Source organism: Kitasatospora sp. NPDC101183 (assembly GCF_044767945.1).
Lineage (GTDB): Bacteria > Actinomycetota > Actinomycetes > Streptomycetales > Streptomycetaceae > Kitasatospora.
This window is the reverse complement of sequence record NZ_JBIWOW010000007.1, coordinates 284814-298306: the sequence shown is the minus strand read 5'-3', so window position 1 is coordinate 298306 and position 13493 is coordinate 284814. Positions and strand designations below refer to the sequence as shown.

Sequence of the window (13493 nt, the reverse complement as noted above, 5' to 3'; positions counted from 1 at the left end):
ACGCCTGAGCCCGTCCCGCCCTTCGCGAAGGGTGGGGCGGGCTCAGGCGTTCCGCGCTCTCAGCCGCGCGGCAGGGCCGGCAGCGGGGGCTCCGCGGCCGACCGGCGCGGGGGCGCCGGGCGGCGGCTGCTCCAGCGCCGGGCCGCCAGCCGGGGCCATATCAGCAGCACCGCCGGAAGCCCCAGGTACCCGAAGCGCCCGGCCGGGGCGAAGATGAACGCGATCGTGAGCCCGGCGGCGAGCAGGTCGGCGGCGGCGATCGCCGAGACCGGCGGACGGGCCAGCAGCCAGATGGCCACGCCGACGGCGCCGATGGTGACCAGCGCCAGCGAGATGCTGTGCCCGGTCGGCCCGAAGCCCGCCAGCACCTTGCCCGGCAGCGGGCTGCCGGCCGGGGTGCGGATCGCGGTGAGCCCGAGCGGGAAGCGGACGACCTGGTCGCGCAGCGCGTCCGACTGCCGCAGCCAGGCGGGCAGGATCACGGCGAGGCTGGCCCCGACCGCGATCAGCGCCGTCCGCGCGGCGGGCCTGCGGCCGTACAGCCGCCACAGCAGCAGGACGGCGACGGGCAGGGCGGGCCAGGCCGTCCACTTGAGGGTGCAGGCGAGGGCCAGCACCAGCCCGGCGGCGACGGTGCGGTCCCGCTCGGCGAGCGCCATGGCCAGGCAGCAGACGCCGATCAGCGGCAGGTCCACCCCGCCGACCACCAGGGCGAGGGCGATCAGCGGAGAGGCGGTGAGGACGGCCAGCGGCAGCAGCGGCGCCCGGTCGCGGGTGGGCCGCAGCAGCCGCCAGGCCGCCAGCAGGCAGACGACGAAGGCGAGGGCGAACCAGATCCGGGCGTCCCCGGCGACCTGGGTGAAGGCGTTGGAGTCCCCGAGCAGCTGCCGGGGCATCCCGAACAGGGACATCGCCGGCAGGTACGGGTTGTAGTCGGTGACGACCGCCGTGTGCGGCAGGTAGGCGTCGCCGGTGGTGAGCAGCAGGTGCGCCGAGCGTTCGACGACCATCACCTCGGACTGGTGGCGCCCGGTGAGGGCCAGCAGCGCGAGCGGGGCGAGGACGGCGCCGACGAGCCCGACGGCGGCCGCCGCCCGGGCCGCGACGCGGCGCGGCAGGACCAGGCAGAGCAGCCCGGCGAGGAGGTAGGAGGGGGCGGCGATCAGGCCCCACAGCCGCTGGTTCTCCAGGTCGGAGACGAGCGGGAAGGCCGCCGCCCAGCCGGCCGCGACGAGGCAGCCGAGGAGTTGGACGGAGCGCAGGGAGGCGAGGCGGGCGGGATTCAGCCGATCGGGCGTGGGCGGAAAGGTGCTCTCGCCACGCTGCCGGGGGAACGGTCTGCTGGAGAAGCCGCGCGGGGGCCGTCCCGGTCGGGACGGGCCGTCGGCGTGGAGGGTCGGGGCCGGCGTTCTGGCGCGGCCGGTGAACCGGCCGCGCGGGCGGGAGAAGCCGGGCGTGCGGGTGCTCACCATGGTGGAAGGTTAGGGGTGGGGGACGGGCCCTGTCGCCATCGCGTCGGCGTCGGGGACGGGTCGACATGGTGCGGGCCGCCGGGTGTCATCCGCCCGACGGCCCCTTTCGTACCTTTTCTGCCGGTTCAGTGGCCGGCGCGCTGGTCGGCCGTGGCCGCCTGCCGCTCGCCCTGCTCCAGCTTGGAGTGCTTGATGCTGTAGCCGAAGTAGACGACCACGGCGACCGCCAGGGCGATGGCGCCGGCCCGGAAGGTGTCGGCGTGCAGGCCGGTGATCAGGTAGACGCAGAAGCCGATGCTGATCAGCGGGACGACGGGGTAGCCGGGCACCTTGAAGCCGCGCGGCAGGTTCGGCTGGGTGCGGCGCAGGATGATCACGCCGACGGCGACCACCGAGAAGGCCACCAGGGTGCCCAGCGAGGTGATGTCGGCCAGGACGGTCAGGGGGACGAACGCGGCCAGCGCGCCCACCCCGAGGCCGACCACGATGGTGTTCCAGACCGGCGTGCCGGTGCGCGGGGAGACCTCGGCGAAGCGCTTGGGCAGCATGCCGTCGCGGCCCATCGCGTACAGGATGCGGGTCTGGCCGTAGATCACCACGAGGGTGACGCTGAAGATCGAGATGACCGCGCCGACGGCGAAGATCATCGCGGGCCAGCTCTGGCCGGTGATGTCCTGGAGGATCTGGGCGAGGCCGGCCTCCTGGCCCTTGAACTGCGTCCACGACTGGGCGCCGATGCCGGCCAGCGCGACCAGGATGTAGAGCAGGGTCACCACGACCAGCGAGATGATGATCGCCATCGGCATGGTGCGGCGCGGGTTCTTGACCTCCTCGCCGGCCGTGGACACCGCGTCCAGGCCGATGAAGGAGAAGAAGATGCTGGACGCGGCGACCTGCACGCCGCCGATGCCCAGCGGCATGAACGGGGTCAGGTTGCCGGAGTGGAAGCCGGTGAGGGCGACGCCGACGAACAGCAGCAGGATCACGATCTTGGTCGCGACCATGGCCGCGTTGACCTTCACCGACTCGCTGACCCCGCGCACCAGCAGGAAGCAGACCATCGCGACCAGCAGCAGCGCGGGCAGGTTGAACCAGTGGCCGCCGCCGGGCGCGCCGGAGAGCTGCTCGGGGATCCTGAACCCGAAGGCCAGGTCGAGGAACTTGTTCAGGTACTCGGCCCAGCTGACGGCGATCGCCGAGGCCGAGACGCCGTACTCCATCAGCAGGCAGATGCCGACGCCGAAGGCCACGCCCTCGCCGAGGGTGGCGTAGGCGTACGAGTACGAGGAGCCGGAGACCGGGATCGCGGAGGCCATCTCGGCATAGCAGAGCGCGGTGAGCCCGGCGGTGACCGCGGCGATCACGAAGGACAGGATGACGGCCGGCCCGGCGTCCGGCACCGCGGTGCCGAGCACGAAGAAGATGCCGGTGCCGATGGTGGCGCCGATGCCGATCGAGGACAGCTGCCAGAGGCCGACGGTGCGGCGCAGGTGGATGCCGGACCTCCCGCCCTCCTCGGGCGCGCCCGCCGGAAGGCCGTGGCCCTCACTCTCCGCGATCAGGGACGAGACGGGCTTGCGTCGCAGCAGGCGCGAGCCGAGGGTGTTGCCAGCCAAAACCACGGTCCTTCTAGGCGGGGGAGGGTGTCCTAGCAGCCGGTCACCCGTGACGCTGGGGGGTGTCAACGGGGACCAACCGAACAAACATGGGACAGTACCCCGCGAAAGCACCAGTGTCGCAAACAAACAATACCGATCGGCGCATTGTACGAATCGTCGCATCAGACATCACAAACCAGACACTTCGCATGCAACGCACCTCGCTCCGGTTCGCTGACCAGCGGTTCAGCGGCTTCCGAGCACCGCCCGCAGCACCGAGCGGGCGATCGGCGCCGCCAGGGCGCCACCGCTCACGTCCGTGGCGTCACTGTCCGCGACCACCACCGCCACCGCCACCGGCGGCACCGCCGTCGAGCCGGCCGGCCTGGCCCAGGCGATGAACCAGGCGTACGGCGTCCCGCTGTTGTCCACCCCGTGCTGGGCGGTCCCGGTCTTGCCGCCCACCTCCGCGCCCGCGATCCTCGCGCTGCCGCCGGTGCCGTTCTCCACCACGTCCGTCATCAGCTTCCGCAGCCGCCCGGCGACCTCCGGCGTCACCGCCCGCCGGTACACGGCCGGCTCCGTCCGCCGCACCACCGTGCCGTCGGCCTTCGTCAGCCTGTCCACAAGCTGTGGACGCATCACCGTGCCGTCGTTGGCGATCCCCGCCGCGACCATCGCCATCACCAGCGGAGTGGCCGCCGTGTCGAACTGGCCGATGGAGGAGAGCGCCAGCTGGGAGTCGTCCATCCGGGTGTCGAAGTTCGAGCGGGCCGGGCGCACCGGCATGTCCAGCCTCGGGTCGTTGAAGCCGAAGCCCTCGGCCGTCGCCGCCATCCGGTCCAGGCCGACGCGCACTCCCAGGTAGCCGAAGACGCTGTTGCAGCTGGCCGTCATCGCGTCGGCCAGCGAGCGGCCCGGCCGGTCGCAGACGGCCGTGTCGTTGACCAGCGGCGTGGTGGTGCCCGGCAGGACGTACGGGAAGGGCGCGGCGGTCGGCGCGGCCGGGTCGGTGACCACCCCGGCGGCGAGCGCGGCGGCGGCCGTGACCACCTTGAAGGTCGAGCCCGGCGGGTAGGTCTGGCGCAGCGCCCGGTTGAGCATCGGCTGGGCCGGGTCCGTGCGCAGCCGGTTCCAGGCCTCCTGGTCGGCCGAGCCGTAGCCGGCGAAGCTCCCCGGGTCGTAGGACGGGGTGCTGGCCAGCGCCAGGATCCGGCCGGTGGCGGGCTCGATCGCGGCCACCGCGCCCTGCTGGCGGCCCAGGCCCGCCATCGCGGCCTCCTGGGCGGCCCGGTTCAGCGTGGTGTACACGTCCCCGCCCGGGTTCTGCCGGCGGGTGACCGCGTCCCGGAGGGACCAGCCGGCCAGCCGGCCGTCCGTGCCGGTCAGCAGGGCGTCCTCGGTGCCCTCCAGCTGGGTGTTGCCGTACGCCTGGGAGGAGTAGCCGGTGACGGCCGCGTACGTCGGGCCGTCGGTGTAGCCGCGCTTGTACGCGTACCGGCCGGAGGTGGACACCGAGGTGGTGACGGGCGCGGTGCCGACCAGGATGTCCCCGCGCGGCTGGGCGTACCGCTCCAGGACGGCGCGCTGGTTGGCGGAGTTGCCGTTCAGGCCGTCCGCCTCGAAGACCTGCACCCGGGTGGCCTGGACGCACAGGGCCGCGACGAGCAGCAGGCAGAAGGTGCCGGCCCGTCTCCCGGTGATCGAGATGCCCGGCAGCCCTTGCGGCCCGTTGCCTTTCATACGGGCCTCCGCGCAATGTCACTCATGCGCACCAGCAGCGCGACCACGATCCAGTTGGTGACCACCGAGGACCCTCCCTGGGCGACGAACGGCAGGGTCATCCCGGTCAGCGGGATCAGTGCCAGCACCCCGCCCGCCACCACGAACACCTGAAGGCCCACCATCGCGGCCAGCCCGATCGCCAGCAGCCGCCCGAACGGGTCGCGCAGCGCGATGCCCGTCCTGAAGCCCCGGGAGACCAGCAGCGCGTACAGCAGGAACAGGGCGAACAGCCCGGTCAGGCCCAGCTCCTCGCCGATGGTGGCGAGGATGAAGTCCGACTTGGCGGCGAAGCCGATCAGCACCGAGTGCCCGTTGCCCAGCCCCGTGCCCAGCTCCCCGCCCCAGGCGAAGGCGAACAGCGACTGGGCGATCTGGTTGGCCCCCCGGCCCTGCGCGATCGAGCCCAACGGGTCCAGCCAGTCCGTCACCCGGCTGTGCACGTGCGGGGACAGCCAACCCACCGCCACCGCGCCGGCCGCGGCCAGGCCCAGGCCGATCGCGATCCAGCCGGTGCGCGCGGTGGCCACGTAGAGCATCACCACGAAGAGGCCGAAGTACAGCAGGGCCGTCCCGAGGTCGGTCTCCAGGACGAGCACCCCGACGAAGGCCGCCCAGATCAGCAGCACCGGCCCCAGCACCCGCCCGCGCGGCAGCTGCCAGCGCCACACCCGGCGGCCGGTCAGCGCCAGCGCGTCCCGGTGCACCGCCAGGTAGGCGGCGAAGAAGACGGCCAGCAGGACCTTGGCGAACTCCCCCGGCTGGAAGGACAGCGGGCCGACCACGACCCAGATCCGGGAGCCGTACACCGGCGGGAAGAACGCCGGCAGCACCAGCAGGACCAGCGCCACCAGCGCGCCGAGGTAGGCGTAGCGCTGGAGCCTGCGGTGGTCGCGCACCAGCAGCAGCACCGCGACGAACAGCGCCACCCCCAGGGCCGACCAGAGCAGTTGGGTGGAGGCCGCCTCCCGGCCCGGGGTCGCGCGGTCGAGCCGGTAGATCACCACCAGGCCGATCCCGTTGAGCAGCACGGCGATCGGCAGCAGCAGCGGGTCCGCGTACCGGGCCCGCCACCGGACGACGGCGTGCGCCCCCAGCGCGAGCACCCCGAGCGCCGCGCCGTACTGCGCGGCGTCGGCCGGCACCTCGCCGTCCAGGTTGACCCCGACCTCGATGTAGCCGAACACGGCGGCCAGGACGGCCGCCACGACCAGGACGAGTTCGGTGGTGCGCCTCGGCCGCACCGGCCGACCGGGCCCGGCGGCGGACCTCGTCACGGCGGAGGGTGTCGCCATGAGGTCCCTCCAGGGTGTCGGACGGGGCGGGCCGTGCCCCGAATTCGCACCCTAACGAGGGTTATCCATGGTTATCGGTTCTTCGACCCGGTGTGTCCCGGGGCCCTACGCGCTACGGCGCCCCGCCAGCGCGGCCGCCCCCGCGCCGGCCAGCGCCAACAGGGCGGCGGCGACCAGCAGTTCCGTCCAGGGCGCCGCCACCCGGCCCGTCCGCGCCGCCGCCACCAGGCCGCTCACCGCCGCGTTCGCCGGGGAGCCCGGCACCACCAGCACCGCCGCGGACAGCCCCAGGGTCGCCAGGACGCCGTACGGCGAGCGGACCAGCACCGGCCGGTTGCCCAGCGCCCCGGCCAGCACTCCCGCCAGCACGCAGACCACCACGGCCGGCAGACCCGCCGTCAGCGCCTCACCGACCCCCGGGGCGGACTGCGCCCCCTTGTCCGCCACCGGCCCGCTCACCGCCCACAGCCCCGCCACCGAGGCCGCCGCCAGCACCAGACCCGCCGTCAGCGCCGCCAGCAGCGCCCCCAGGTGCACCCGCGCCGCGCCCGCCGCCGCGACCAGGCAGGCCCGCGAAGCCGGCGGCTCGGCGTTCAGCGCGGCCCGGACGTACCAGGCGCTCACCGGCACCAGCACCCCCGCGCCGTACCCCAGCCCGCCCAGCAGCGGATCGCCCTGCGTCACCCCGAGCACCATCAGCAGCGCGAACGCGAGGAACGGCGGCAGCCAGGCGTGCGAGCGCAGCAGCAGCTCCAGGTGGTACCGCGTCAGCGCCCCGACCTGCCTCACCGCTCCGCCCCACGCCGCCGCACCGCCAGCACCCGGACGCCCGGGCGGCCCACCAGCAGGCTGCGCAGCAGCGCGTCCGAGTGCGCGGAGGACACCGCCAGCCGCACCGCCGTCCCGCCCAGGGCCGTCGCCTCCGGCGCGCCGGGCAGCCGCTCGGGCAGCGGGGAGCCGTCCGGCAGGTCCACCTCGATCTCCACCACCGGGCCGGCCCGCGCCGACTCCTCCCGCTCCGCGCTCAGGGCGCCGTCCGCGCCGACCCGGTGGACGGCGGCGGTGCGCCCGGCCAGCCGTGCCGGGTCGTGGTCCACGAACAGCACGGCGCCGCCCCGCGCCGCCCGCTCGGCGGCCGCCTCGTCCAGCACCGCCCGGGCCTGCGGGTCCAGCCCCGTCCAAGCCTCGTCCAGCAGCAGCACCCGGGGCTCGGCCATCAGCGCCTGTGCCACCGCGACCTTCTGACAGGTGCCCTTCGACAGCCGGCTCAGCGGCGTGCCCGCCCGGTCCGCGATGCCGAACCGATCCAGCCACTCCCCCGCCCGCCTCCGCGCCTGCGCGGCCGTCAGCCCGTGCACCCGGCCCGTCCGCAGCAGGTAGGAGGCGGCGTCGAACGGCAGCGCCGGCGGGAAGCGTTCGGGGACGTACGCGACGGGGCCGGGCCGGGCCACCGTGCCGGTGCTGGGCCGCTCGATCCCGGCCGCCAACCGCAGCAGCGTCGACTTGCCGCTCCCGTTTGCCCCGGCGATCCGCACCAACTCACCTGCCGCGACCGAGAGATGGACCTCGCGCAGGATCCAGCGGCCGCCCCGCCCGTACCGTTTGCCGACCGCCGTCAGCTCCATCCGCGCCCCCGCCTCCCGTCCGTGGCGTACGAAGGCTAGCGAGGCCCCTGTGAGGGCGGCGTGAAGTCCGGCCCTCGTTTGGCCTTGACGAACTGATGATCCCTAGGATCGCCGCGTGAACACCGGACGACGACCGAAGACCAGGCTCGGCAGCCTGCTGGCCGCCCTGGCGATAACCGGCGCCTCGCTGCTGCTGGGCGTGCCCGCCCACGCCGACGAACCCACAGCGGGCGCCACCCCCGCAGCCCCGAAGGAGGCCCCCAGGGTCGACCTGATCCTGGACGTCAGCGGCTCCATGACCGCCACCGACATCCAGGGCAAGAGCCGCATCTCGGTGGCCCAGCAGTCGCTGAACGAGGTGATCGACGCCCTGCCCCCGGAGACCGAGTTCGGCATCCGCACCCTGGGCGCGACCTACCCCGGCAACGACAAGAACATCGGCTGCCAGGACACCAAGGTGCTGTTCCCGGTCGGCAGGACCAACAAGGTCGAGGCCAAGACCGCCGTCGCCACCCTGCGGCCCACCGGCTGGACCCCGATGGGCCTGGCCCTGCGCGGCGCGGCCCAGGACCTCGGCAAGGGCGAGACCACCCGCCGCGTGGTGCTGATCACCGACGGCGAGGACACCTGCACCCCGCCCGACCCCTGCGACGTCGCCCGCGAACTCGCCTCCCAGGGCATCCACCTGGTGGTCGACACCCTCGGCCTGGCGCACGACGACAAGACCCGCCAGCAGCTGCTCTGCATCGCCAACGCGACCGGCGGCACCTACACCGACGTCCGCTCCCCGCAGCAGCTCACCGACAAGGTGAAGCAGCTGGTCGACCGCACCAACGACACCTACACGGTGACCCCGGTCAAGACCGCGGGCACCGACAAGTGCGAGAACGCCCCGGTGCTCGCGCCCGGCGTCTACAGCGACCGTGAGAAGTTCTCCGAGCACCGCGTCTACAAGGTCCCGGTCAAGTCCGGCCAGGAGCTGCGCGCCTCCGTCAGCGTCTCGCTCGACCGCGCGGTGAACCGGGACTACGGCGTCCTGCTGCAGGCCACCAGCGCGACCGGCCAGGAGCTGGTCCGCGGCACCGACGCCGGAAGCAGCCGCACCGACGTGGTCTCCACGGGCCTGCGCTGGTCCACCGACGACTCCAAGGGCTACGTCACCGCGAGCCCGAGCAGCTCGGCCAAGGACAAGGACAAGCCCGACACCACCGTCTGCCTGGTCGTCAGCAACTCGGCCTCACCGCAGTCCGGCGTCCTGGCCGACCCCGGCATGCCGGTCGAGCTGACCATCGACCTGGCCGCCGCCTCGCCCGCCCCCGAGGGGGCCGCGATGGGCCTCGGCCGTGGCTGGATCCTCCTGCTCACCCTCACCCTGGCCGGCCTGCTCTTCGGCCTGGTCTTCGGCTGGATCGCCCGCTGGCGCATCTCCGTCTGGCGGGAGAACTGATCATGCGTACGACCTTCCGCGGCGCCCTCGCCGCCCTCGCCCTGCTGCCCGCCCTCGCCCTCGCCCTCGGCGCCCCGGCGGCCTCCGCAGCCTCGCCCTCGGCCTCCGCCTCGCCCTCCGCGGGCTCGGGCGGCACCCCGGCCCCGGCCACCAAGGCCGGCACCACCTTCCTGACCGCCGTGAACCTCTCCCCCGGCCAGGACGCCAAGGTCGCCGCCTCCACCGGCGACTACCTGTACTGGGCCTTCGGCGCCGCCGAGGGCCAGACCCCGACGATCACCCTGGGCGTCGACCTGGCCCCCTCCACGGACCGCCACGGCCCGCAGACCTGGACGGTGGAGGTCTTCGACGGCCTGCGCCGCCGCCAGGCCTGCACCGCCGGCACCCAGAACGCCACCGGCGACCAGGCCGCGACCAGCGTCCAGCTCAGCTGCACCCTGCGCGAGGTCCGCACCTGGGCCGAGCCCTGGTCCGGCGACCCGCTGCCCGGCACGTACTACGTCCGGCTGTCGGTCACCGACGTCCCGCAGTCCGACCTGGGCCTGGCCGCCTCCGTCCAGCTGCACGTCGCGGCCAAGGGCAACGCCGACAACGCCCAGCCGGAGGGCGGGGAGCTCAAGGCCCCGCTCGTCCCGCCGGTGGGCGGCGGCGCCTCCACCGCCAAGGCCGCCGCCCCGGTGGCCCAGGAGGACCACTGGTACACCGGCTGGTTCTCCGGCTGGAACAGCCGCTGGTACTGGACGATCGGCGGCGGCTTCCTGGCCGCGCTGGCCGGCGTCCTGGGCTACAGCCTCACCCGGCACCCCCGCGGCCACCGGCCGGGCCGCTACGGCTCCGTGCCGCCGCAGTCCGGCACCCCTCACCACCACGAGGGCTACGCCGAGCGCCACTGAGCACCCGCCCCGTACGACCGCGGGCCGGCCGGATCTCTCCGGCCGGCCCTCGGTCGTTCCCCTGAGGTCTCAGCCCCGGAAGAGGTCGTGCCCCACGTCCGGGGGCACCTCGTCCTGCACCGGCGTGCTGCCCGGCCCCGGCACGTGCTCGCCCGGGATCGGCTCGGTGCCCTCCCGGTGCAGCAGCACCACGCCGTCCTCGGCCCACACCTGCCGGTACCCGTGCGCCAGCAGCAGCTCGATCCGGGCGGCCTGCTCCTTGTCCGTCTTGAACGGGAAGGAGCGCTTGTCCGAACGGGTCAGCACGTACTCCCGCCCGCGCGGCGTCCCGTCCACCAGCACCACGTTCGTCCGCGCCGTCAGCCGCGGCGCGATCTGGTTGTCCGCCTCCACCGAGGCGCCGTCCGGGATCAGCGCGGCGGCCCGCACCAGCGCGGCCTCGCTCGCCCGGGGCTCCCAGGAGGACGGCACGGCCAGCTGCGCCAGCCCGATCGGCACGGCGGCGACCAGCGCGATCCCGGTCACGCCCAGGCCCATCAGCCGCGCCCTGCGCACCGTCCTCTCCGGGCGGTCGGCGGCGCTGAGGCGGCCCAGCACCTCGATCGAGGCGACCAGCAGGATCGGCCACAGCATCGAGTCGTAGTGCCGGGCGACCGACCAGTGGTTGGGGTTGCTGGACAGGATGCGCTCGGCCAGCAGCGGCACCAGGCACAGCACGGTGGCCGAGCGCAGCGGCAGGAGCAGCAGGGTGCCGAAGAGCCAGAGCAGCAGCAGCGGCTTGAGCGGCTGGTCGAAGGCGGTCTGCACCAGCAGGAACGGGTTGTGCAGCAGGTGGCGCAGCGCGTCCCCGCCGTCCTCGCCGAGCGCCTTGTAGTTCCAGTAGTAGCCCGGCTCCCCGCCCATCGCGGGGATCAGCCACTTGATCGCCACCGCCGAGGCCAGCGGCCCGCCGACCAGCAGGCCGATCCCGGTGAAGCGGCCCGCGCGGTCCGGCGTACGGCGGGTGCGCAGCAGCAGCACCAGCCCGTAGGCACCGACCATCAGGCCGAGGTCCTCCTTGGTGCAGCACAGCAGCACGGCCGCGAGCACCACCGTGCCGTACCGGCGGGCGAGGCCGCGCTCCAGCATCAGCAGGGTCAGCGGGACGGCGAAGGCCACCTCGTGGAAGCCGACCCGGGCGGCGACGAGCAGCGGCCAGCCGAGCGCGTACGTCAGCCCGGCGAGGTCGGCGGCCCGGCGGGCGGTGCGCGGCTCGGCGGCGGCGAAGCAGTGCGCGGTGACGCGGCGGATCAGCGGCACCCCGGCGGCGAACAGCAGGGACTGACCGAGGATCAGCGTGCGCGGGTCGTCCCAGATCCAGTACAGCGGCGCCATCAGCGCCAGGACGGGCGAGAAGTGGTCGCCCAACAGCGAGAAGCCGGGCGGGAATTCGTGGTGGTAGCTCTTGAGCGTGGAGACCGGCAGCCCGAAGTGGGCGTAGCCGCGCACCCCTTGGTCGAAGATGCCGAGGTCGAATCCGCCGAGCCCGACGGACACCCAGCCCTGGAGGCCGACCGCGGCCGTGGCGGCGAAGCAGAGGAGCGTCAGCAGCAGGCCGCGCCGGCGCGGAGTGAGGACGGCCCCGAGCCGCGAGGCCCGTCCGGCCCCTCCGACCGGTGCGACGGCCGCCGTCGGCGTCGCGGCGGTCCCTGTCGCGGTGCTCTCGGTGGTCTCGGTGGTCACGTCAGCCCTGTTTCGTCAGTGCGTCGTCGTGGTCGAGGGCGGAGGCGGGCAGCGCCCAGGCGTCGCCCTCCCCGGCGGCGCGGCGCCACACCCCGTACAGCCGCAGGCCGATGATCACCAGGATCGCGATGCCGATCGGCGGGTAGATCGAGCCGGCCAGCTGCCAGTTCCAGCCGACCTCCCGGCCCCAGCGGTGCGGCACCGCCCACATCACGTGCGAGAGGAACACCGCCGCCGTCACGCCGAGCAGCACCCTGCGGCCCAGCGTCCGGGCCTCGGCGGCCAGCAGGACGAGCAGTGGCAGGCACCAGACCCAGTGGTGGGTCCAGCTGATCGGCGAGACCAGCAGCGCGGTGAGCGCCGTGCACACCCCGCCCCAGGCGTCGGCCCGGCGCAGCACCCGGACGGAGCGCCCGGCCAGCACCGCCACCGCGATCCCGAGGGAGGCGACGAGCGCCGAGGCGATCAGCCCGACCGTGCCGGGGTCGTTGACGTCGAGCAGCCGGCAGACCGCCCCGCGCAGCGACTGGTTGTCGACCAGGACGGTCACGCCGACCCGGCTCGGGTCCCACAGGTAGTTCGTCCAGAAGCCGTACGAGGCGTCCGGCAGCGCGGCCCAGCCGATCAGCCCGGCCGCCAGGAAGGTGACGCCGGAGACCACGGCGGCGCGGACGCGGCCGGTCAGCAGCAGGTAGACGGCGAACAGGCCCGGGGTGATCTTGATCGCGGTGGCCAGGCCGATGCCCACGCCCTTGAGCGGGGAGCGGTCCGGGCGGGTGAGGTCCCACAGGACCAGGCAGAGGATCGCCAGGTTCACCTGGCCGTACTGGAAGGTGGTGTAGACCGGCTCCAGCCAGACCCCGACGCCGACGGCGAGGAACACGGCGGCCGCGCGGTTGCGCTCGGCGGGCCAGCCGGCCAGCCGGAAGGAGAGGAAGGCGGCGAGGGCCAGCAGCGCGTAGTTGCCCAGCATCACCAGGACGCGCAGGGTGCTCACGTCGAACCAGGTGCTCGGCACGAACAGCATCGCCGCGAACGGCGGGTAGGTGGCCGGGAGGTCCCATCCGGGCAGGCGCATCGCGTAGAGGTCCTCGCCGTTCACGACGGCCTGGCCCTCCGCCCGGTAGACCAGCATGTCGACCATGCTCGCCCCGTGCTGGTGCCGCTGGAGCGTGAACACCGCGATGGACAGCACCGCGAGGACGGCCGCCCCGATGGTCCAGGCTCTCGATCTCCCGGTCGACCGTGCTCCCCCGAGCAGCTGCGGGCCGCCTCGGCGCGCCCCCCGTGAAAGACCGAACTCGCGCACCGCTATGGCACCCCGTTGAGATAGACCAGATCGTTCCGGCGTCAGCGTCTGGGCCAACCCACCATAACCGACCCCCCTGAGCCCCAAACCGCGTCAGAAACACACTCCTGACACCGCTGTGACCCCCGACACAGCGCCCCCGTCCGTTCGAACCGTCCAGCCCGTTCGGGCCGTTCTTCCTGTTCGACCCGTACGGCCCGCCCGGCACGCGACAACCCGGGAAAAGCGAAGTCCCGCCGGGAGTTGCCTCCCGGCGGGACTTCATTGGGTGGAGCTGAGGGGATTCGAACCCCTGACCCCCTCGATGCGAACGAGGTGCGCTACCGGACTGCGCCACAGCCCCAACGAGA

At 73.8% G+C, this 13493-nt stretch carries 10 protein-coding genes and 1 tRNA gene; 2 read left to right on the top strand and 9 right to left on the bottom strand.

The annotated features are described in order from the left end of the window. Positions 1 to 59: 59 nt before the first annotated feature. From ACIRRS_RS12260 to ACIRRS_RS12235, 6 genes are all read right to left on the bottom strand, one after another. A complete protein-coding gene (locus tag ACIRRS_RS12260; protein WP_402968638.1) occupies positions 60 to 1472 on the bottom strand; it encodes a glycosyltransferase 87 family protein in 1413 nt (470 codons plus the stop codon). Positions 1473 to 1597: 125 nt separating this feature from the next. Continuing rightward, on the bottom strand, positions 1598 to 3127 hold the full coding sequence (locus ACIRRS_RS12255) for an amino acid permease (protein ID WP_402968826.1): 1530 nt from the start codon (positions 3125 to 3127) through the stop codon (positions 1598 to 1600). Between the two features lie 189 nt (positions 3128 to 3316). Next, on the bottom strand, positions 3317 to 4813 hold the full coding sequence (locus ACIRRS_RS12250; protein WP_402968635.1) for a penicillin-binding transpeptidase domain-containing protein: 1497 nt from the start codon (positions 4811 to 4813) through the stop codon (positions 3317 to 3319). Next, a complete protein-coding gene (locus tag ACIRRS_RS12245; RefSeq protein WP_402968632.1) occupies positions 4810 to 6147 on the bottom strand; it encodes an FtsW/RodA/SpoVE family cell cycle protein in 1338 nt (445 codons plus the stop codon). Before ACIRRS_RS12245 ends, ACIRRS_RS12250 begins: the two co-directional genes overlap by 4 nt. Positions 6148 to 6252: 105 nt before the next feature. Then, positions 6253 to 6936 (bottom strand): ABC transporter, encoded by a 684-nt coding sequence (locus ACIRRS_RS12240; protein ID WP_402968629.1) that lies wholly within the window; start codon positions 6934 to 6936, stop codon positions 6253 to 6255. Next, entirely contained in the window at positions 6933 to 7772 is an 840-nt protein-coding gene (locus ACIRRS_RS12235; RefSeq protein ID WP_402968626.1) for an ATP-binding cassette domain-containing protein, read from the bottom strand. The genes ACIRRS_RS12240 and ACIRRS_RS12235 overlap by 4 nt, the downstream gene beginning before the upstream one ends. Positions 7773 to 7887: 115 nt before the next feature. Between ACIRRS_RS12235 and ACIRRS_RS12230 the strand changes: the two genes are divergently transcribed. Both ACIRRS_RS12230 and ACIRRS_RS12225 read left to right on the top strand, forming a co-directional pair. Beyond that, positions 7888 to 9219, top strand: coding sequence for a VWA domain-containing protein (locus tag ACIRRS_RS12230; RefSeq protein ID WP_402968623.1), 1332 nt, complete (start codon positions 7888 to 7890; stop codon positions 9217 to 9219). 2 nt (positions 9220 to 9221) lie between these two features. Beyond that, entirely contained in the window at positions 9222 to 10112 is an 891-nt protein-coding gene (locus tag ACIRRS_RS12225) for a peptidase (RefSeq protein ID WP_402968620.1), read from the top strand. A gap of 69 nt (positions 10113 to 10181) precedes the next feature. On the opposite strand, the gene ACIRRS_RS12220 is transcribed toward ACIRRS_RS12225, so the two are convergent. From ACIRRS_RS12220 to ACIRRS_RS12210, 3 genes are all read right to left on the bottom strand, one after another. Further along, positions 10182 to 11834 carry a DUF2079 domain-containing protein gene (locus tag ACIRRS_RS12220; protein WP_402968617.1) on the bottom strand — a complete coding sequence of 551 codons (1653 nt, stop codon included), beginning with the start codon at positions 11832 to 11834 and terminating at the stop codon, positions 10182 to 10184. Position 11835: 1 nt separating this feature from the next. Continuing rightward, positions 11836 to 13029 (bottom strand): glycosyltransferase 87 family protein, encoded by a 1194-nt coding sequence (locus ACIRRS_RS12215; RefSeq protein WP_402968614.1) that lies wholly within the window; start codon positions 13027 to 13029, stop codon positions 11836 to 11838. A gap of 383 nt (positions 13030 to 13412) precedes the next feature. After that, a tRNA-Ala gene (locus ACIRRS_RS12210) sits at positions 13413 to 13486 on the bottom strand. Positions 13487 to 13493: the final 7 nt, after the last annotated feature.

Coding starts and splice junctions, on each gene's coding strand:
- ACIRRS_RS12260 (WP_402968638.1), bottom strand. CDS start 1,472: ATGGTGAGCACCCGCACGCCCGGCTTCTCCCGCCCGCGCGGCCGGTTC.
- ACIRRS_RS12250 (WP_402968635.1), bottom strand. CDS start 4,813: ATGAAAGGCAACGGGCCGCAAGGGCTGCCGGGCATCTCGATCACCGGG.
- ACIRRS_RS12245 (WP_402968632.1), bottom strand. CDS start 6,147: ATGGCGACACCCTCCGCCGTGACGAGGTCCGCCGCCGGGCCCGGTCGG.
- ACIRRS_RS12235 (WP_402968626.1), bottom strand. CDS start 7,772: ATGGAGCTGACGGCGGTCGGCAAACGGTACGGGCGGGGCGGCCGCTGG.
- ACIRRS_RS12225 (WP_402968620.1), top strand. CDS start 9,222: ATGCGTACGACCTTCCGCGGCGCCCTCGCCGCCCTCGCCCTGCTGCCC.